Annotated in this window: 17 protein-coding genes; 12 read left to right on the top strand and 5 right to left on the bottom strand. The window is 72.7% G+C overall.

Features of this window, described 5'->3' with window-relative positions:
* Position 1 precedes the first annotated feature (1 nt).
* The 5 genes from dapE to map all read right to left on the bottom strand — a co-directional run bounded on the left by dapE (position 2) and on the right by map (position 6,707).
* Positions 2-1,132 carry a succinyl-diaminopimelate desuccinylase gene (gene dapE, locus CKO13_RS00620; protein ID WP_200255780.1) on the bottom strand — a complete coding sequence of 377 codons (1,131 nt, stop codon included), beginning with the start codon at positions 1,130-1,132 and terminating at the stop codon, positions 2-4.
* On the bottom strand, positions 1,129-1,950 hold the full coding sequence (dapD, locus tag CKO13_RS00615; RefSeq protein ID WP_200255773.1) for a 2,3,4,5-tetrahydropyridine-2,6-dicarboxylate N-succinyltransferase: 822 nt from the start codon (positions 1,948-1,950) through the stop codon (positions 1,129-1,131). Before dapD ends, dapE begins: the two co-directional genes overlap by 4 nt.
* A 72-nt stretch (positions 1,951-2,022) precedes the next feature.
* Positions 2,023-3,225, bottom strand: a complete 1,203-nt coding sequence (gene dapC / locus CKO13_RS00610) for a succinyldiaminopimelate transaminase (protein ID WP_200255771.1) — start codon at positions 3,223-3,225, stop codon at positions 2,023-2,025.
* Complete coding sequence (gene glnD, locus CKO13_RS00605; protein ID WP_200255769.1) at positions 3,222-5,915, bottom strand: [protein-PII] uridylyltransferase; 2,694 nt, start codon at positions 5,913-5,915, stop codon at positions 3,222-3,224. Before glnD ends, dapC begins: the two co-directional genes overlap by 4 nt.
* A gap of 24 nt (positions 5,916-5,939) precedes the next feature.
* Positions 5,940-6,707: a type I methionyl aminopeptidase gene (gene map / locus CKO13_RS00600; protein WP_200255767.1), complete on the bottom strand. Its 768-nt coding sequence runs from the start codon at positions 6,705-6,707 to the stop codon at positions 5,940-5,942.
* Between the two features lie 239 nt (positions 6,708-6,946).
* On the opposite strand from map, the gene rpsB reads away from it, so the two are divergent.
* The 12 genes from rpsB (at position 6,947) to lpxB (ending at position 19,650) form a co-directional block, all read left to right on the top strand.
* On the top strand, positions 6,947-7,690 hold the full coding sequence (gene rpsB, locus CKO13_RS00595) for a 30S ribosomal protein S2 (RefSeq protein ID WP_200255765.1): 744 nt from the start codon (positions 6,947-6,949) through the stop codon (positions 7,688-7,690).
* A 16-nt stretch (positions 7,691-7,706) separates the two neighbouring features.
* Positions 7,707-8,582 carry a translation elongation factor Ts gene (gene tsf, locus CKO13_RS00590; RefSeq protein WP_200255763.1) on the top strand — a complete coding sequence of 292 codons (876 nt, stop codon included), beginning with the start codon at positions 7,707-7,709 and terminating at the stop codon, positions 8,580-8,582.
* A gap of 79 nt (positions 8,583-8,661) precedes the next feature.
* Positions 8,662-9,408, top strand: coding sequence for a UMP kinase (gene pyrH, locus CKO13_RS00585; RefSeq protein ID WP_200255762.1), 747 nt, complete (start codon positions 8,662-8,664; stop codon positions 9,406-9,408).
* On the top strand, positions 9,405-9,962 hold the full coding sequence (frr, locus tag CKO13_RS00580; protein WP_200255760.1) for a ribosome recycling factor: 558 nt from the start codon (positions 9,405-9,407) through the stop codon (positions 9,960-9,962). Before pyrH ends, frr begins: the two co-directional genes overlap by 4 nt.
* Before the next feature lie 11 nt (positions 9,963-9,973).
* Positions 9,974-10,750: a polyprenyl diphosphate synthase gene (gene uppS, locus CKO13_RS00575; RefSeq protein WP_200255751.1), complete on the top strand. Its 777-nt coding sequence runs from the start codon at positions 9,974-9,976 to the stop codon at positions 10,748-10,750.
* Positions 10,743-12,299, top strand: a complete 1,557-nt coding sequence (gene dxr, locus CKO13_RS12550) for a 1-deoxy-D-xylulose-5-phosphate reductoisomerase (RefSeq protein ID WP_242467815.1) — start codon at positions 10,743-10,745, stop codon at positions 12,297-12,299. Before uppS ends, dxr begins: the two co-directional genes overlap by 8 nt.
* A 7-nt stretch (positions 12,300-12,306) precedes the next feature.
* The gene (gene rseP / locus CKO13_RS00560) at positions 12,307-13,671 is read left to right on the top strand and encodes an RIP metalloprotease RseP (protein ID WP_200255749.1); all 1,365 of its coding nucleotides are present in this window, start codon (positions 12,307-12,309) and stop codon (positions 13,669-13,671) included.
* Between the two features lie 87 nt (positions 13,672-13,758).
* The gene (gene bamA, locus CKO13_RS00555) at positions 13,759-16,110 is read left to right on the top strand and encodes an outer membrane protein assembly factor BamA (RefSeq protein ID WP_200255747.1); all 2,352 of its coding nucleotides are present in this window, start codon (positions 13,759-13,761) and stop codon (positions 16,108-16,110) included.
* Positions 16,111-16,136: 26 nt separating this feature from the next.
* Complete coding sequence (lpxD, locus tag CKO13_RS00550) at positions 16,137-17,249, top strand: UDP-3-O-(3-hydroxymyristoyl)glucosamine N-acyltransferase (protein ID WP_200255745.1); 1,113 nt, start codon at positions 16,137-16,139, stop codon at positions 17,247-17,249.
* A complete protein-coding gene (gene fabZ / locus CKO13_RS00545; protein WP_200255744.1) occupies positions 17,246-17,707 on the top strand; it encodes a 3-hydroxyacyl-ACP dehydratase FabZ in 462 nt (153 codons plus the stop codon). The genes lpxD and fabZ overlap by 4 nt, the downstream gene beginning before the upstream one ends.
* Positions 17,704-18,480 carry an acyl-ACP--UDP-N-acetylglucosamine O-acyltransferase gene (gene lpxA, locus CKO13_RS00540; RefSeq protein WP_200255743.1) on the top strand — a complete coding sequence of 259 codons (777 nt, stop codon included), beginning with the start codon at positions 17,704-17,706 and terminating at the stop codon, positions 18,478-18,480. Before fabZ ends, lpxA begins: the two co-directional genes overlap by 4 nt.
* Positions 18,481-18,510: 30 nt before the next feature.
* Positions 18,511-19,650: a lipid-A-disaccharide synthase gene (lpxB, locus tag CKO13_RS00535; RefSeq protein ID WP_200255742.1), complete on the top strand. Its 1,140-nt coding sequence runs from the start codon at positions 18,511-18,513 to the stop codon at positions 19,648-19,650.
* Positions 19,651-19,667 lie beyond the last annotated feature (17 nt).

Raw genomic sequence — 19,667 nt, 5'->3', positions numbered from 1 at the left:
CCTACGCCAGGAGCAGGCGGCGGAGGATGTCGTAGTAGATCGCCTCGAGCGCCTCCAGGTCCGCCACGGCCACGTGCTCGTTGGCCTTGTGGATGGTGGCGTTCAGGGGCCCGAGCTCGACGACCTGCGCCCCGGTGGGGGCGACGAAGCGCCCGTCGGAGGTCCCCCCCGCCGTGGAGCGTGCGGGCGCCGCCCCCGTGCGGGCGGCCACCGCCGCCTCGACGGCCTCGACCAGGGCCCCGCCGTAGGTGCCGAACGGCTCGCCCGAGTGGCGCCACTCGAGGGTGCGCTCCAGGCCGTGGCGGTCGAGGATCGCCTCGATGCGCGCCTGCAGCTGCTCGGCGTCCACCGCCGGGGAGTAGCGCAGGTTGAAGACCGCCTCGAGCGCCCCGGGGATGACGTTATCCGCCCCCGTGCCCGCCTGGATATTGGAGAACTGCAGGCTCGTCGGCGGGAAGTAGTCGTCGCCGGCGTCCCACTCAGTCTCGGCGAGCTCGGCCAGCGCCGGGGCGAAGCGGTGGATGGGGTTGACGGCGCGCTGGGGGTAGGCCACGTGGCCCTGCTCGCCGTGGATGGTCAGCCGCCCGGAGAGGGAGCCGCGGCGGCCGACCCGCAGGGCGTCGCCGAGGCGCTCGCGGCTGGTCGGCTCGCCGACGAGGCAGTAGTCGATGGCCTCGCCGCGCTCGCCGAGGGCCTCGACGACGCGCCGGGTGCCGTCCCGGGCCGGGCCCTCCTCGTCGCTGGTCAGCAGCACGGCGATGGCGCCGCGGTGCTCGGGGTGGTCGGCGGCGAAGCGCTCGGCGGCGACGGTGAAGGCGGCGACGCTGCCCTTCATGTCGGCGGCGCCGCGCCCGTAGAGCTGGCCGTCGGCGACCACCGGCTGGAAGGGCGGGTGGGCCCAGGCCGACTCGGGCCCCGTGGGGACGACGTCGGTGTGGCCGAGGAAGCACAGCAGCGGCCGGCCGTGCCCGCGGTGCGCCCAGAGGTTGGTGACCTCGCCGAAGGGCAGCCACTCCGCCGTGAAGCCGACGGCCTCGAGGCGCTCGGCGATGAGGTGCTGGCAGCCGGCGTCCGCCGGCGTGACCGAGGGGCGGTGGATCAGCGCCTGGGCGAGCTCGAGGGTCTCGCTCATGGCCGGAGCAGCTCGTTGATGCCGACCTTGGCCCGGGTCCGCTCGTCGGCGTACTTGATGATCACCGCGCAGTAGAGGCTGTGGCTACCGTCGCTCGCCGGCAGGCTGCCCGGGACCACGACGGCCCCCTCGGGGACGCGGCCGTAGAGGACCTCGCCGGTGGTGCGGTCGTAGATCTTGGTGCTCTGGCCGATGTAGACCCCCATGGAGAGGACCGCGCCGCGGCCGACGCGCACCCCCTCGACGATCTCCGAGCGGGCGCCGATGAAGCACTCGTCCTCGACGATGGTCGGGTTGGCCTGCAGCGGCTCGAGCACCCCGCCGATGCCCACGCCGCCGGAGAGGTGGACGCCCTTGCCGATCTGGGCGCAGGAGCCGACGGTCGCCCAGGTGTCCACCATGGTGCCCTCGTCGACGTAGGCGCCGATGTTGACGTAGGAGGGCATGAGCACGGCGCCGGGGGCGATGTAGCTGCCGCGCCGGGCGGCCGCCGGCGGCACCACCCGCACGCCGGACTCGCGCAGGGCCTCCTCGCCCCAGTCGGCGAACTTCATCGGCACCTTGTCGAAGAAGTTGGTGACGCCGCCGCGCATGAGGCGGTTGTCGTTGAGCCGGAAGGAGAGCAGGACGGCCTTCTTGAGCCACTCGTTGACCTGCCAGCCCTCCGGGGCCGGCTCGGCGACCCGCGCCTGGCCGCTGTCGAGCCGCTCCAGGGCGGCCTCCACGGCCTCGCGCACCTGCGGCGGCGCCCCGCTCGGGGTGATCTCGCCGCGGCGCTCGAAGGCCTCCTCGATGGTAGTGCGGATATCCTCGGGCATAGGGCCTCCTTGGGCGTTGTCAGGGGGATGAGGGGAGCGCCGGGGGCCGCTGGCGCCGCAGCGGCGCCCGGCTCAGCACAGCCGGCCCTCGACGAAGCGCTTGATCCGCTGCGCGGCCTCCTCGCACGTCTCGAGGTCCGGGACCGCGGCGATGCGCACCCGACCGGCGCCGGGGTCGTGGCCGTCGGCCTGGGCGCGGGAGAGGAAGCTGCCGGGCAGCACGGTGACGTTCTCCGCCTCCCAGAGCTGCCGGGCGAAGTCGGCGTCGTCGATGGGGGTGCGCGGCCAGAGGTAGAAGGTGGCCGCCGGTACGCGCACGTCCTCGAGGACGCCGTCGAGGATCGCGGCCATGCGGCGCAGGCGCTCGGCGTAGCGCCGCCGGGTCTGCTGGACGTGGGCCTCGTCGGCCCAGGCCGCGGCGGCCGCCTCCTGGTGGGGCAGCGGCTGGGCGCAGCCCTGGTAGGTCCGGTAGCGCGAGAAGGCGTGGATCAGGCCGGGGTCGCCGGCGACGAAGCCGGAGCGCAGCCCCGGCACGCTCGAGCGCTTGGACAGGCTCTGGAAGACCAGGCAGCGCTTGAAGTCGGGGTAGCCGGCCGCGTGGCAGGCGTGCAGGAGGCTGTCCGGCGGGGCGGCCTCGTCGGTGTAGAGCTCGGAGTAGCACTCGTCGGCGGCGATGATGAAGCCGTAGCGCTCGCTGAGCTCGAGCAGCTGGGCGTAGTAGGCGGCATCGGCGACGGCGCCGGTGGGGTTGGCCGGGCTGTTGAGGTAGAGCAGCTGGATGTCGCTCCAGGTCTCGGGGGCGATCCGCTCGAGCGCCGGCAGCCCGCGCTGCGGGTCCACCGGCAGGTGCAGCGGCCGGGCGCCGCTGAGCAGGGCGGCCCCCTCGTAGATCTGGTAGAAGGGGTTCGGCATGGCGATATACGGCCGGCCGCGGCCGACGACGGTCTGCGCGATGGCGAACAGCGCCTCTCGCGTCCCGGCCACGGGCAGCACGTGGTGCCCCGGGTGGACGACGCCGCTCGGCAGCGCGAAGCGCCGGGTCAGCCACTCGGCGATGGCCGTGCGCAGCCGCTCGGTGCCCCGGGTGCTCGGGTAGCGCCCGATGAGCGGCAGGTGCTCGCGCAGGGCGTTGGCGACGGGCTCGGGGACGGGCTCCTGCGGCTCGCCGATCCCCAGGTCGATCTCGCTCGCCCCGGTGCACGGCCGCCCCGCCGTCTTGAGCCGGGCCATGCGCTCGAAGGGGTAGGGGTGAAGCTCAGCCAGGCCGCGATTCATCCCGCTCGCTGCTCCTCGTCGAGGGACTCCCGCAGGGCCTCGCGGATGCAGTCGAAATGCTCCGCCCGGCGCAGCGGCTCGCCCTGCTCGTCGGTGATAAAGAAGACGTCCTCGGCCCGCTCGCCCATGGTCGCCACCTTGGCGTTCTTGACCCGGATGCCGCAATGCGAGAAGGCGTACCCGACGCGGGCGAGCAGGCCGGGCCGGTCGGCGGTGATCACCTCCATCACCGTCCGGCCGTTCTGCGGGTCGTCGGTGAAGAGGATCTGCGTCTCCATCTGGAAGTGCTGGAGCTGGCGCGGCACCTTGCGCGCCGGCGGCGCCGGCGGCGGCCCCCGCTCGGCGGCCGCCTGGCCCAGGACGGTGCGGACCTCCTCGCTGCGCCGGGGGTCGTGGGCGGGCGGGCCGCTGCGCTCGAGGACGAGGTAGCTGTCGAGGGTGTAGCCGGCGCTGGTGGTGATGATCCGCGCGTCGTGGATGTCGAGCCCCAGCCCGTCGAGGGCCGAGACGCAGCGGGCGAAGAGGTGGGGGCTGTCGGCCGCGTAGAGGAAGACCCGGGTGCCGTCGCCGCCGCTCTGGGGAGCGGTTAGCACCAGGGGCAGCGTCTCGGCGTCGGTGTGGGCGATGGCCGCGGTGTGCCAGGCGATCTCCTCGCCGCGGTGGCGCAGGAAGTAGTCCTCGGGCAGTCTGCCCCAGACCGCGTCGATGGCCGCGCTGTCGAGCGCGCCCTGGGCCTCGAGCAGCTGCCGGGCGTCGCGCTGGGCGTCCTCGATGAGCTCCTGCTTGTCGATGGGGTTGCTCAGCCCGCGCCGGATGGCCCGGCGGGCGAGGGCGTAGAGCTCGTTGAGCAGGGCCTCGCGCCAGGAGTTCCACAGCGCCGGGTTGGTGGCCCGGATGTCGGCGACGGTCAGCAGGTAGAGGTAGTCGAGGTGGGTCTGGTCGCCGACGAGGCGGGCGAACTCGGTGATCACCGCCGGGTCCGAGAGGTCCTTGCGCTGCGCCGTGATCGACAACTCCAGGTGGTGGCGGACCAGCCAGGCCACGAGCCGGGCGTCGTAGGCGCCGAGCCCGTGCTGGAGGCAGAAGGCGTGGGCGTCGGCGGCGCCGAGCTCGGAGTGGTCGCCGCCGCGGCCCTTGGCGATATCGTGGAAGAGCCCGGCGAGGTGGAGCAGCTCCGGCTTCGGCACGCGGACCATGATGTCGTGGGCGAGGGGCAGCTCGTGGCGGTGCTCGGGCAGCGACATGCGCCGCAGGTTGCGCACCACGAACAGGGTGTGGGAGTCGACCGTGTAGGCGTGGAAGAGGTCGTGCTGCATGCGCCCGACGATCCGCCCGAAGGCCGGGATGTAGCGGCCGAGGACGCCGTAGCGGTGCATCCGCCGCAGGGTGTGGGTCAGCCCCTGGGGCTGGCGCAGGATCTCCATGAAGAGGCTCCGGCAGCGCAGGTCGCGCCGGAAGCGCTCGTCGATGAGCGTGCGGTGCTGGCGGACCAGGCGGATCGTCGTGGCGCGCACCCCCTTGAGCTGCGGGTTCTGCTCGAGCACGAGGAAGAGCTCGAGCAGGGCGAAGGGGTAGCGGCTGAAGACCTTGGGGTGGGTGACCTCGAGGAAGCCGCGGCGGGCCTGGAAGCGCTTGTTGATCGGCTGCGGGGCGGCGTCCGCCTCGGCGTAGAGGATCGCCTCCTCGAAGTGCTGCAGGAGCATCTCGTTGAGCCGCGAGACCTCCATGGCCGTGCGGAAGTAGCGCTGCATGAGCTGCTCGACGGCGAGGGTGCGGTCGTCGTCGGTGTAGCCGAAGAGCTCGGCGAGGGCGATCTGGTGGTCGAAGAGCAGCCGATCCTCCCGCCGGCCGGCGATCACGTGCAGGCCGAAGCGGATGTCGCCGAGCAGGCACTGCCCGGCGTAGAGGGTCTGGTACTCGGCCTCGGTGAGGAAGCTGGCGTCGACGAGCTCGTGGAGGTTCTCGGCCCCGAAGTGGCGCTTGGCCACCCAGCCGATCATCTGGATGTCGCGCAGCCCCCCGGGGCTCGACTTGATGTTCGGCTCGAGGTTGTAGGCGGTGTTGTGGTACTTGGCGTGGCGGGCCTGCTGCTCGGCGAGCTTGGCGGCGAAGAACGCGCGGCTCGGCCAGATCCCCCGGGCCGTGCTCTCCTCGCGGGCGGTGTCGTAGAGCGTCCGGCTGCCGGCGAGCAGGCGCGACTCCATGAGGTTGGTGGCGACGGTGACATCGTCCACGGCGGCGGCCATGCACTCCTCGACGGTACGTACGCTGTGGCCGACGTCGAGGCCGAGGTCCCAGAGCCCGGCGATGAACGCCTCGAGCCGCTCGGTCGCCGCCTCGCGGCGCTCCGGGGCGACGAGCACCAGCACGTCGATATCGGAGCCCGGGTAGAGCTCGCCGCGGCCGTAGCCGCCGACGGCGAGCAGGGCGCAGCCGCAGCCCTCGCCCTCCCGCTCGCCGACGGTGCCCTGCCAGAGCCGGCCGACCACGGCGTCCATCAGGCGCGCCCGCTCGAGGACGAGCTCCGCCGCCGCGCAGCCGCCCCGGAACCGCCGGATCAGCTCGGCGTCCCCCTCCTGGAGGGCGCGGCGGAGGGTGGGCACCAGCTCATCGCCGCGCGCCAGCGCCGCCTCGACGCCGAGGGCGTCGGGGGGCGCGGGGGAGGCAGCGGCATCCGCCGTATTCGCCATGGCCGTCTTCCGGCGGGAGCCCGCCTAGCGCTCGTCTGCGCCGAGGGTCAGGATCTCGTAGCCGCCGTCGGTGACGAGCAGGGTGTGCTCCCACTGCGCCGAGAGGCTGCGGTCCTTGGTGACCACCGTCCACTGATCGCGCAGCAGCCGGGTGGCCGGCCGGCCGGCGTTGATCATCGGCTCGATGGTGAAGGTCATCCCCGGCTCGAGGCGCGTGCCGGTGCCGGGCTCGCCGTAGTGGAGGACCTGCGGCTCCTCGTGGAACTGCTCGCCGATGCCGTGGCCGCAGTACTCGCGGACCACCGAGTAGTGGTGCGCCTCGGCGTGGCGCTGCACCGCGTGGCCGATATCGCCGAGCGTCGCCCCCGGGCGGACCTGCTCGATGCCCCGCCAGAGGCACTCCCGGGCGGTCTCGACGAGCCGCCGGGCGCGGATGCTCGGCTCGCCGACGATGAACATGCGGCTGGTATCGCCGTGCCAGCCGTCCTTGATGACCGTGATGTCGATGTTGAGGATATCGCCCTTCTTGAGCCGCTTCGGCCCCGGGATGCCGTGGCAGACCACGTGGTTGACGGAGATGCAGGTGGCCTTGGGGAAGCCGCGGTAGTTCAGCGGCGCCGGGACCGCCCCGAGCTCCTCGGTGATATAGCGGTGGCAGAGCGTATCGAGGTGCTCGGTGGTCACCCCGGCCTCGATATGGGGGGTGACCATATCGAGCACATCGGCCGCCAGGCGCCCGGCGCGGCGCATGCCCTCGAGGGCCTCGGGTGTCGTCTTGATCGGTATGCTCATCTCGACATTCTATCACGCATAAACCGTATAGAATGGGGGCAAGAGCGGCTCGCCGCAAGGCGCGGGAGGGGCCGCGCGAATTGAGCCGCAAGGCCGTTCGTGGTATAAAGCGCCCGCTCATGGCGCGTCCATGGGCCGAACCCACACACATGCACCGACACGTGCAGCCGGGTGCCCGCGAGCGGGTCGCTGCATGCGGGTGCATGGAGGCGTAACCCAACCTGAGGAGATTACCCACGATGGCTAATGTTTCCATGCGGCAGATGCTCGAGGCGGGCGTCCACTTCGGGCACCAGACCCGCTTCTGGGATCCGAAGATGCGCCCCTACATCTTCGGCGAGCGCAACAAGATCCACATCGTCAACCTCGAGAAGACGCTGCCCCTGTTCAAGGAGGCGTGCAACTTCGCCGGGCAGCTGGCGGCCAAGGGCGGCCGGATCCTGTTCGTCGGCACCAAGCGCCCGGCGCAGGAGATCGTCCGCGAGCAGGCCCAGCGCTGCGGGCAGCCCTACGTCGACCACCGCTGGCTCGGCGGCATGCTCACCAACTTCCGGACGGTCAAGCACTCCATCGCCCGGCTCAAGGACCTGGAGACCAAGGCCGAGGACGGCACCTTCGAGAAGGTGACCAAGCGCGAGGCGCTGTCGCTGAGCCGCGAGATGGAGAAGCTCAACCGCAGCCTCTCCGGCATCAAGGACATGGAGCGCCTCCCCGACGCCCTCTTCGTGGTCGACGTCGGCTACGAGGATATCGCCATCGCCGAGGCGAAGAAGCTCGGGATCCCGGTCATCGGCGTGGTGGACACCAACTGCTCGCCCCGCGAGGTCGACTACGTCATCCCCGGCAACGACGACGCGATCCGCGCCATCGAGCTCTACGTCCAGGGGATCGCCGACGCCGTGATCGAGGCCCGCCAGGCGGCGACCCAGGCTGCTGCAGCCGGCCAGGACGACTTCGTCGAAGTCAACGACACCGCATCCTGAAGGGGGGAGCTACCGTATGTCCGTATCCGCGAATGTGGTCAAGCAGCTCCGCGAGCGCACCGGCGCCGGCATGATGGAGTGCAAGAATGCGCTCGTGGAGGCCGAGGGCGATATCGAGGCCGCCGCCGAGCTGATGCGCAAGAAGGGGCTGGCCAAGGCCGACAAGAAGGCCGGCCGCGTGGCCGCCGAGGGGCGGATCGCCGCCGCCCGCTCCGAGGACGCGAGCACCGGCGTGCTCGTCGAGGTCAACAGCGAGACCGACTTCGTCGCCAACAACGACGAGTTCCGCTCCTTCGCCGAGCGCGTGGCGCAGCGGGCGCTGGAGAGCGGCGCCGAGGATCTCGACGCCCTGCTCGCCTGCGAGCTCGACGGCAAGCCCATCGAGACGGCGCGCCAGGAGATGGTCGCGCAGCTCGGCGAGAACATCGAGGTGCGCCGGCTCATCCGTTACGCTGGGGATAACCGCGTGGCGCAGTACCTCCACGGGGCCCGGATCGGCGTCATGGTCGAGCTCGCCGGCGGCGACGACGAGCTCGCCCGGGATCTGGCCATGCACATCGCGGCCTCCTCGCCGGTATGCGTCTCGCCGGAGGATGTCCCCGCGGACCAGCTCGAGTCCGAGAAGGAGATCCTCCTCGCCCAGGCCCGGGAGAGCGGCAAGCCCGAGGAGATCATCCAGAAGATGGTCGAGGGGCGGCTGAACAAGCACCTCAGCGAGATCACGCTCCTCGGCCAGCCCTTCGTCAAGGACCCCGACCAGAGCGTGGGCGATCTCCTCCGGGAGCGCGGGGCGCGCGTGGTCCGCTTCGCCCGCTACGAGGTCGGCGAGGGCAAGGAGAAGAAGGACGAGAGCTTCGCCGACGAGGTGATGGCCCAGGTCCGCGACTCCTGAGCCCGTGGGGTCGGCCTAGAACCAGCGGCGCCCGCGCCGGCGGGCGCCGCGCTTATCCGCTCACGGGGAGATGGGAGTCATGACGGTGCCGCACTACCGCCGGATCTTGGTCAAGCTCAGCGGCGAGGCGCTGCTGGGCGGCGATAGCTACGGGATCGCGCCGGAGACCCTCCACCGCATCGCCGACGAGCTCGCCGAGATCAACGCCCTCGGCGTCGAGGTGGCGGTGGTCATCGGCGGCGGCAACATCTTCCGCGGCGCCGGCCTGGCGGCGGCCGGCATGGACCGGGTCACCGCTGACCACATGGGGATGCTGGCGACGGTGATGAACGCCCTGGCCCTGCAGGACGCCCTCGAGCGCCGCGACGTCTTCTGCCGGGTCATGTCGGCGATCCAGATCAACCAGGTCTGCGAGGACTACATCCGCCGCCGGGCGGTGCGCCACCTCGAGAAGGGGCGGGTGGTGATCTTCGCCGCCGGCACCGGCAACCCCTTCTTCACCACGGACTCGGCGGCGAGCCTGCGGGCGGTCGAGGTCGGCGCCGAGCTGCTGCTCAAGGGCACGAAGGTCGACGGCGTCTACAACTCCGACCCGGTGACCGACCCCTCGGCCCAACGCTACGAGAAGCTCACCTACGACGATGTCCTGAGCCAGCGCCTGGAGGTGATGGATGCCACCGCCATCGTCCTCTGCCGCGATCAGGGCATGCGCATCATGGTCTTCGACATTACCCGGCCCGGCGCCATGGTCGAGGCGGCCCGCGGCGAGCCCGTCGGCACCGTCGTCGACCCCGGGCCAGCGAGCGCGGAGGAGGAGCACACGTGATCGAGGAGATCCAGGACGACGCCGAGCAGCGCATGGCCAAGGCGGTCGAGAGCCTCAAGCACGACCTCGCCCGGCTGCGTACGGGGCGCGCTCACACGAGCCTGCTCGACCAGGTGACGGTCGAGTACTACGGCATGGAGGTGCCGCTCAAGCAGGCGGCGAACATCAGCGTCGAGGACTCGCGCACCCTCGCCGTCACGCCGTGGGAGAAGCACATGGTCCCCGTCGTCGAGAAGGCGATCATGAGCTCCAACCTCGGGCTGAGCCCGGTCAGCGCCGGGCAGACGGTGCGGGTGCCGCTGCCGCCGCTGACCGAGGAGCGCCGCCGGGAGATGGTCAAGCTGGTCAAGAGCGAGTCCGAGCAGGCCCGCGTCGCCATCCGCAACGTCCGGCGCGACGCCAACGCCAGCCTCAAGGACCTCGCCAAGCGCAAGGAGATCACCGAGGACGACGAGCGCAGCGGCCAGGAGGGGATCCAGAAGCTGACCGACCGCTACGTCGCCGAGGTCGACAAGGTCCTCGAGGACAAAGAGCAAGAGCTCATGGAGGTCTGAGCGGCTCGCCTATGGGGGACCCGCCTGGGGAGCAGATAGCAGCGCGGCTCGAGGGCCTGCCCCTGCCGCGGCACGTGGCCATCGTCATGGACGGCAACGGCCGCTGGGCGCAGCGCCACGGCGAGCCGCGCCACGCCGGGCACCGCGCCGGGGTGCGCTCGATCCGCAGCGTGGTCGAGGCCTGCGGGCGCCTGGGCATCGAGGGCCTGACCCTGTTCGCCTTCAGCAGCGAGAACTGGCGGCGCCCCCGGGGCGAGGTGCGGGTGCTCATGGAGCTGTTCCGCACCACCCTCGACCGCGAGCTCGAGGCGCTCCACAGCAACGGCGTGCGGCTGCGCTTCAGCGGCGACCGCAGCGGCCTGGCGCCGGCCCTGCAGGCCCGGCTGACGGAGGCCGAGCGCCTCACCGCCGCCAATACCGGCACGACCCTGGTGCTCGCCACCAACTACGGCGGCCGCTGGGAGATCGCCGAGGCGGCGCGGCGCCTGGCGCGGGCCGCGGCGCGGGGGGAGATCGATCCGGAGGCCATCGACGAGGGGCAGGTGGCCGGGGCCCTGTCGGTCCCCGATCTGCCGGACCCGGACCTGTTCATCCGTACCGGGGGCGAGCAGCGCCTGTCCAACTTCCTCCTCTGGCAGCTGGCGTATACCGAGCTCTACTTCACCGAGACCCTGTGGCCGGAATTCGGCGCCGACGAGCTGGCGACGGCGCTCGAGGCGTTCGCCCGCCGCGACCGCCGCTACGGCGGGGTGGGCCGGGAGGCCTGGGGGCAAACCCGGCATGCTTAGGTCGCGGGTGCTCACCGCGGCCCTAGGTGGCCCGCTCCTCCTCGTCGCCGTCTGGTCCCTGCCCACCTCGGCTGTGGCGGTGGTGATCGCCGGGCTCGTGGGGGTGGCGAGCTGGGAGTGGCTGCAGCTGCTGGGGGTCGGCCCGGCGGCGCTGCGCGCCGGGCTGACCGCCGCCTTCCTGCTGAGCCTGCTGCCGGGGTGGCTGCTGCTCGATAGCGCCCTCGACCCGGCGGGGCTGCTCTACGCCCTGGCCTCCCTGTGGCTCGGGGCGCTCGCCTGGTTGTGGCGCTACGCCCGCACGGATACCTTACCCGTTCCGGCCCCGGGGTGGGGGGCGCTCGTCGGCTGGCTGGTGCTCTGGCCCTGCTGGCTGGCCCTGGTCTACCTCCACGGCAGCACGCCGTGGGGCGCCTTCTGGCTCACCTTCGTGTTTGCCCTGGTCTGGGCGGCCGACACGGGGGCGTACTTCGTCGGCCGGGCGTGGGGCCGGCACCGCCTGGCGCCCCGGATCAGCCCGGGCAAGAGCTGGGAGGGGGCCCTGGGCGGCGCGGGGTGCGCGGTGGTCGTGGCCGCAGGGCTGATCGCCGCCCTGCGCCCGGTGGCGCCCCCCTTGCCGGCCGTCGCCGCCCTGGCGGTCCTGGCCGTGGCCGCCTCGGTGGTCGGCGACCTATTCGAGAGCATGCTCAAGCGACAGCACGGCGTGAAGGACAGCGGCGGGATCCTCCCGGGCCACGGCGGGGTCCTCGACCGCATCGACAGCCTCACGGCGGCGGCACCAGTCATGGCCGCGGCCCGGCGCAGCGGCGCCGAGATCGTCCCCGTCGACAGCGAGCACAACGCGGTCTTCCAGGCGCTGCCGCCCCATAAGCAAGCCGGCCGGGAGGTCGAGCGCATCGTCCTGACCGCCTCGGGGGGGCCGTTCCGCGACCGCGACCCGCAGAGCCTGGCCGCGGTGACGCCGGAGGAGGCCTGCGCCCACCCGAACTGGTCCATGGGCCGGAAGATCTCCGTCGACTCGGCCTCGATGATGAACAAGGGCCTGGAGGTCATCGAGGCGTGCCACCTCTTCGAGCTGGAACCGCAGCGCGTGGATGTGGTCATTCACCGGCAGAGCCTGGTGCACGCCCTGGTCGGCTACGAGGACGGCTCCTACCTGGCGCAGCTCGGCTCGCCGGATATGCGCGTGCCCATCGCCTACGCCCTCGGCTATCCGGAGCGGATCGCCTCCGGCGTGGGGCTGATGGACCTGGTGGCCACCGGGCGGCTGGACTTCGAGGCCGTCGATGAGCGCCGCTTCCCGTGCCTGCGCCTGGCCTACCAGGCCCTGCGCGCCGGCGGCGGGGCGTGCGCGGTGCTCAACGCGGCCAACGAGGTGGCGGTGGACGCCTTCCTCGACGGCCGGCTGCGCTTCGACCGCCTCGCGCCGGTCATCGAGCAGGCCCTGGCCGCGGAGGTGCCCGAGGCGCCCCGGGACTTCGACTCGGTGTGCGCCATCGATGCGCAGGCGCGGCGCACGGCGGAGTCGGCCGTGCGCCGCTTTGCAGAGTGAGTAGGACATGAGCGTCGTCTGGAGTATTGCCGCCTTCCTCGTCGCCATCGGGGTCCTCGTCACCGTCCACGAGGCCGGGCACTTCGCCGTCGCCCGCTGGTGCAACGTGAGGGTGCGGCGCTTCTCCATCGGCTTCGGCCGGCCGCTGCTGCGCTGGCGCGGCCGGGGGGAGGACGCCACCGAGTACACCCTGGCCGCCATCCCCCTCGGCGGCTACGTCCAGATGCTCGACGAGCGCGAGGAGGAGGTCGCGCCGGCGGAGCGCCACCGGGCGTTCAACAACCGGCCCCTCGGCCAGCGCGCCGCCATCGTCGCCGCCGGCCCCGCGGTCAACTTCCTCTTCGCCGTGCTCGTCTACTGGGCGGTGGCCGTGATCGGCGCCACGGAGCTGCGCCCGGTCATCGACGAGCCGGCCCCGGGCACCCCGGCCGCCGCGGCGGGGCTGGAGCGGGGCCAGGAGCTCGTGCGCATCGACGGCGAGCCCACGCCGACCTGGCAGCGGGTCGCCATCGCCCTGCTCGACGCCGGCTTCAAGCGCGAGGACGTGCCGCTGCTGCTGCGCGAGCCCAGCGGCGAGACGGTGCGCGCCTCGCTGGACCTGCGCGCCGAGCCGGCCCTCCAGGAGAGCACGGACATCCTCGGGACCGTGGGCCTCGACGCCTACACCCCCGAGCTGCCGCCGACCATCGGCAAGCTCGTCGCCGGGGCGCCGGCCGAGGCCGCGGGGCTGCGCACCGGCGATACGATCGTCGCGGTGGGTGGCGAGCCGGTCGAGACCTGGCAGGCCCTCGTCGAGCGCGTCGAGCCGCTGCCCGGCGAGTCGGTGACCCTGACCTACGAGCGCGGCGGCGAGCAGCGCCAGGCCACGGCCACCCTCGGCAGCCGGGAGCGCGGCGGCCAGGCGGTGGGGATGCTCGGCGTCGGGCCGCGGATCCCCGAGGGGTTCCAGGAGCGCCTCCAGCACGAGATCCGCTACGGGCCGGTGGCCGGGCTCGGCCGCGCCCTCGAGCGTACCTGGCAGACCACGGCGGTGACCGCCAAGATGTTCGCCCGCATGGTGGTCGGCGAGGCGAGCCTCAAGAACATCGGCGGGCCGGTGACCATCGGCCAGTACGCCGGCGACAGCGCCGCCCTCGGCCTGGTGCCGTTCCTCACCTTCCTCGGGCTGATCAGCATCAGCCTCGGGCTCATCAACCTGCTGCCGATCCCCATACTCGACGGCGGCCACCTGCTCTACTTCCTCATCGAGGGGGTGCGCGGCCGCCCCCTGTCGGAGCGGGCGCAGAGCATCGGGCTGCGCATCGGCATCGCCATCCTGGCCGGCCTGATGGGGCTGGCCTTCTACAACGACTTCCACCGCCTCTTCGGCTGAGGCGGCGCGCCCGGACCGGGCGCCACCGCGAAGGACTAAGGGGAGCTGCTCTATGCGGGCGACAGCATCAGCGGACAAGGGGGCGCATTGATCCGGCGGGCAGCGGCGTGCGCCGCGGCGCTGGCCGCCGTGGCGGCGGCCGGCCCGGCCGCGGCGCAGGGCTTCGAGGTCGAGCGGATCCGGGTCGAGGGCCTCGAGCGGATCGCCGAGGGGACGGTGTTCAACTACCTCCCCATCGAGCCCGGGGAAACGGTGGGCTCCGAGGAGATCGCCGAGGCCATCCGCGAGCTCTACGACTCCGGCTTCTTCCGGGATATCGAGCTCCAGCGCGAGGCCGGGACGCTGATCGTCGAGCTCCAGGAGCGGCCCTCCATCGCCCGGCTCGAGTTCGAGGGCAACGAGCAGATCGGCACCGATAAGCTGCGCCAGGCCCTCGAGGGCGTCGGCCTGGCCGAGGGGCAGATCTTCAACCGCGCGCAGCTGTCGCAGATCGAGCGCGAGCTGCGCCGCCAGTACTTCGCCCAGGGCAAGTACGACGTCTCGGTGGAGAGCACGGTCTCGCCGCTCGAGCGCAACCGCGTGGCCATCCGCATCGACATCGAGGAGGGCCCCGTGGCCGAGATCCGCGAGATCCACCTCGTCGGCAACGAGGTCTTCTCCGACAGCCGGCTGCGCGGGGTCTTCGAGCTGCGCTCGCGGCGCTGGTGGGCGCCGTGGTCGTCGCGCCACCGCTACTCCCGGGACCGGCTCGCCAACGACCTCGAGAGCCTGCGCAGCTACTACCTCGACCGCGGCTACCTCAACTTCTCGGTGACCTCGACGAACGTCTCGATCAGCCCCGATCGCCGCGACGTCTACATCACCGTCAACGTCGCCGAGGGCGAGCAGTACACCGTCGACGCCGTCGATGTCCGCGGCGACCTGGTGGTCCCCCCCGAGGAGCTGCGGGCGCTCATCGAGGTCGAGCCCGGCGAGCTCTACGCCCGCAACCGGGTCAACGCCGGCTCCCAGGCGATCCGCGAGCGCCTCGCCGAGGAGGGCTACGCCTTCAGCAACGTCCGCGTCCGCCGGCAGGTCGACGAGCGGGCGAAGACGGTCAAGCTGACCTACCAGGTCGCCCCCGGTGAGCGGGTCTACGTCCGGCAGATCAACATCACCGGCAACCAGCGCACCCAGGACGCGGTGATCCGCCGCGAGCTCCGCCAGCTCGAGGGGGCGCCGCTGTCCAGCGAGGCCCTGGAGCGCTCGCGGACGCGGCTCAACCGCCTCGGCTTCTTCAGCACGGTCAATATCGAGACGCCGCGGGTGCCGGGCGAGGACGACCGGGTCGACGTCAACGTCAGCGTCCAGGAGCGGATGACCGGCCAGCTCCAGGCGGGGATCGGCTACGGCGATGTCCAGGGCTTCCTGGTGAACTTCTCCATCTCCCAGGACAACCTCGTCGGCACCGGCGACCGGCTCAGCCTGACGGTGAACAACTCCGAGGTGAACACCGTCTACGACGTCTCCTACACCGACCGCTACCACTCCCTCGAGGGCGTCTCCCAGACCCTCTCCGCCGGCTACCGGGAGACCCGGGCCCGGCAGGCCGACCTGGCCGACTACGACCTCGACGCCGCCTACGGCGCCGTGGAGTACAGCGTGCCGGTCACCGAGGTGGACCGGCTCGCCGCCCGGCTGCGCTTCGAGCAGCTGACCATCCGCGAGCGCAGCGGCACCCCGGCGCGGATCGAGGCGTTCATCGACGAGGAGGGCGAGCGCTTCGATACCCTCCAGCCGCGCCTGTCCTGGCGCCGGGACACGCGCGACCGCGGCGTCTTCCCCACCTCCGGCGCCCGGCAGAGCCTGTCGCTGGAGGGGACGCTGCCGGGCGCAGACCAGGAGTTCTACAAGCTCTCCTACCGGCACCAGCGCTACTGGCCGCTGCCGTGGCTCGGCGAGCGCACGAGCCTCTCCCTCGAGGGCGAGCTCGCCTACGGCGGCGGCTTCGGCGACACCGAGCAGCTGCCGTTCTTCGAGAACTACTACGCCGGCGGCGTGCGCACCGTCCGCGGCTACCGCGGCAACTACCTCGGCCCCCGCGACGCCAACGACGGCGGCCAGCCGATGGGCGGCAACGCCCAGGTCCTGGCCTCGGCGCAGCTGCTGATCCCGCCGACGCCGGAGGCGCAGTCGGTGCGCCTGGGCCCCTTCATCGACGCCGGGCAGGTCTACGACACCGAGATCGACTACGCGGAGTTCGCCGAGCGCTTCGGCGAGGAGCCCGTCCCGAAGGGGCTCGACCGCATCGATCTCGGCGAGCTGCGCGTCGCCGCCGGCGTGTCGCTGATCTGGATGTCGCCGGTGGGGCCGTTGACGTTCAGCCTGGCCGAGCCGCTTAATGAGACCGCCAGGGACCAGACCGAGACGTTCCAGTTCTCCCTGGGGGCGCAGTTCTAGACGGCAGCGGCGGGGAGGGAGCAAGCATGGCGGAGCAAGGAGCGGGCCCCGGCCTGCGCGGGGCACGGTGCGTCCCTTGGGCCCTGGGCGAGCTCGCCGAGGCGCTGGGGGCCGGGTACGACGGGCCGCCGGAGACCGTCATCGAGCGGGCCGCGGCCCTCGACGAGGCCGGCGCGGGGGCGCTGGCCTACCTCAGCGACCGGCGGCTCAAGGACCGGCTGCAGGGGTGCCGGGCCGCGGCGGTGGTCCTGCGCCCCGCCGACCGGGGCTACTGGGCGGGCCCGGCGCTGCTCAGCGACAACCCGGAGCTGACCTTCGCCCGGGCGGCGGCCCGGCTCCACCCGGCGCCGGAGGCGCCGCCCGGGGTCCACGAGGCCGCCGTCGTGGCCCCGGACGCCCGCCTGGGCGAGGGGGTGCACATCGCCGCGCAGGCGGTGGTCGAGGCCGGCGCGGCCCTCGGCGACGGCGCCTTCATCGGGCCGGGGGCGGTCATCGGCGCGGGGGCCGAGATCGGTCCCGGGACGCGGGTGGAGGCGCGCGCCGTCGTGGCCGGCGGCTGCCGGGTCGGCGCCCGGTGCCGCCTCGAGCCGGGTGTTGTGGTAGGCTCGGAGGGCTTTGGCTTCGCGCGCGACGGCGCGCGCTGGGAGCGGATCCCGCAGCTCGCCGGGGTGCGCCTCGGCGACGAGGTGGAGATCGGCGCCAACTCGGCGGTCGATCGCGGGACGTTCCACGACACCGTCATCGAGGACGGTGCCAAGATCGACAACATGGTGCAGATCGGGCACAACTGCCGGATCGGCGCCCATACGGCCATCGCCGGCCAGGTGGGGATCGCCGGGAGCACCGCCATCGGCCCGGGGTGCACCCTCGGCGGCCAGGCCGGCTTCGCCGACCACCTGCAGATCGCCGGCGGCTGCCACTTCACCGGGCAGGCGATGGTGACGCGCAGCATCGACGCGCCGGGGGTCTACTCCTCCGGCATGCCGGTACAGCCGGGCCGGCGCTGGCGGCGCAGCGTAGCGCGGATCGAGCAGCTCGAGGCGCTCTACCAGCGCGTCCAGGCGCTGGAGCGCGCCGTGGCGGGGGAAATCGGCCGAGGGGGCGAGGATGAGGACAGCGCAACGGAGGATGGAGAGTGAGTGAGAATGTAGACGAAGGCTGGACCGACATCGGCGGGATCCGCAATCTCCTGCCGCACCGCTACCCGATGCTGCTCATCGACCGGGTGCACTCCCTGGTGCCGCACGAGCGGCTGACCAGCATCAAGAACGTGACCGTCAACGAGCCCTTCTTTACCGGGCACTTCCCGCAGCGGCCGGTGATGCCGGGGGTGCTGATCCTCGAGTCGCTGGCCCAGGCGTGCGGAATGCTCGCCTTCAAGAGCGTCGAGGACACCCTCCGCGACACCGACGTGATCTACCTCGTGGGCATCGACAAGGCCCGGTTCAAGCGGCCGGTGGAGCCGGGCGACCAGCTGCGCCACGAGGTCGCGGTCAAGCGCGTCACCCGCGGGATCTGGATCTTCTCCGCCCGCGGCACCGTCGACGGCGAGCTGGCCGCCGAGTGCGAGATCCGCTGCACGGTGCGCTCGGTTTGAGCCGCGTCCACCCACAAGCCGTCGTCGACCCCCAAGCCAAGCTCGGCGAGGACGTCGAGGTCGGGGCCTTTACGGTCATCGGCCCCGACGTCGAGATCGACGAGGGTACCTGGGTTGGACCCCACGCCGTGCTCCAGGGCCCGACCCGGATCGGCCGCAACAACCGCATCTACCAGTTCGCCGCCCTCGGCGAGGCGCCGCAGCACAAGGGCTACCAGGGCGAGCCGACGCGCCTGCTCATCGGCGACGGCAATACCATCCGCGAGTTCGTCACCTGCCACCGGGGCACCGTCCAGGGCCGGGGCGAGACGCGCATCGGCAGCGACAACTGGCTGATGGCCTACTGCCACGTCGCCCACGACTGCCTGCTCGGCGACGACCTGCTCTTCGCCAACTCCGCCTCGCTCGCCGGGCACGTCGACGTCGGCGACCACGCCACCCTCGGCGGCTTCGCCCTCGTCCACCAGTTCTGCCGGATCGGCGCCTACGCCTTCTGCGGCTTCGGCAGCGGCATCAACCGCGACGTCCCGCCCTTCGTGACGGTCTCGGGGCAGATGGCCGTCCCCCACGGCGTCAACACGGTGGGCCTGCGCCGCCACGGCTTCACGGCGGAGCGCATCCAGGCCGTCAAGCGCGCCTACCGCATGCTCTACCGCCAGGGCCTGCGCCTCGAGGAGGCGCGCGAGCGGATGGCCGAGGAGCTCGCCGACTCCGAGGACGTCCAGCGGCTGGTGGCGTTCATCGACGCCACCCAGCGCGGGCTCGTCCGCTGAGGGCGGCGGCGCGGCGTCGGGGCAGGGGGAATGGCCGTTCAGCGGGTGGCGATCCTCGCCGGTGAGCCCTCGGGCGATGTCCTCGGGGCCGGGCTGATGCGCGAGCTGCGCGCCCTGCGCCCGGACGTCGCCTTCGAGGGGATCGGCGGGGCGGCCATGGCCGCCGAGGGGCTCGAGGCCCTCGAGCCCATGGAGGGCCTCTCGCTGATGGGGCTGACCGAGATCGTCCGCCACCTGCCGCGGCTGCTGCGGCTGCGCCGGCGCCTGGCGCGGCGCTGGCGGGCGCAGCCGCCGGCGGTGTTCATCGGCGTCGACCTGCCCGACTTCAACCTCTCCCTGGAGCGGCGCCTGCGCGGCGCCGGGGTGACCACCGTCCACTACGTCAGCCCCACCGTCTGGGCCTGGCGGCGGGGCCGGCTGCGCGGGATCCGCCGCGCGGTCTCGCGCATGCTCACCCTCTACCCCTTCGAGCAGGCCGTCTACGCCGAGGCCGCCGTCGACGCCGTCTGCGTCGGCCACCCGGCCGCCGACCGCTTCCCCCTGGCGCCCGACGCCGGGGCCGCCCGGCAGCGGCTCGGCCTCACTACCGAGGCCACCGTGCTCGCCGTGCTCCCCGGCAGCCGGCGCAGCGAGGTCGAGCGCCTCGCCGAGCCCTTCTTCGCCGCCGCGGCGCTGCTCGCCGAGCAACGGCACGGCCTCGAGCTCGTCGTGCCGGTGGCCACCCCGCACCTGCGCCCGCCGATCGAGGCGGCCGTCGAGCGCCACGGGCTCGGGGCCCGGACCCGGCTGCTCGAGGCCGACACCGCCACGGCGGCGACGGCCGCCGACGCCGCCCTGACCGCCTCGGGGACCGCCACCCTGGAGGTGATGCTCGCCAAGCGCCCCATGGTCGTCGGCTACCGGATGGCGCCGCTGACCTTCTGGGCGCTCCGGCGCCTGGTGCGCGTCCCCTGGGTCGCGCAGCCCAACCTGCTCGCCGGCGAGGCCCTGGTGCCGGAGTACCTCCAGGAGGCGCTCGCCCCGGCGCCGCTCGCCGAGGCGGTGGCGGGCTGGCTGGACGACCCGGCGGCGTGCGCGGCGCTGGCGCAGCGCTTCCGCACGCTCCACGCCGATCTCGCCCGCGGCGCCGACCGGCGCGCGGCGGAGGCCGTCGCGGAGCTGCTGCCGTGAGCGAGGGTAGGCCAGGG

It is taken from the genome of Halorhodospira neutriphila (assembly GCF_016584055.1).
GTDB lineage: Bacteria > Pseudomonadota > Gammaproteobacteria > Nitrococcales > Halorhodospiraceae > Halorhodospira > Halorhodospira neutriphila.
Note: the sequence above shows the minus strand (reverse complement) of the source record. Positions and strands in the feature narration are given on the sequence as shown.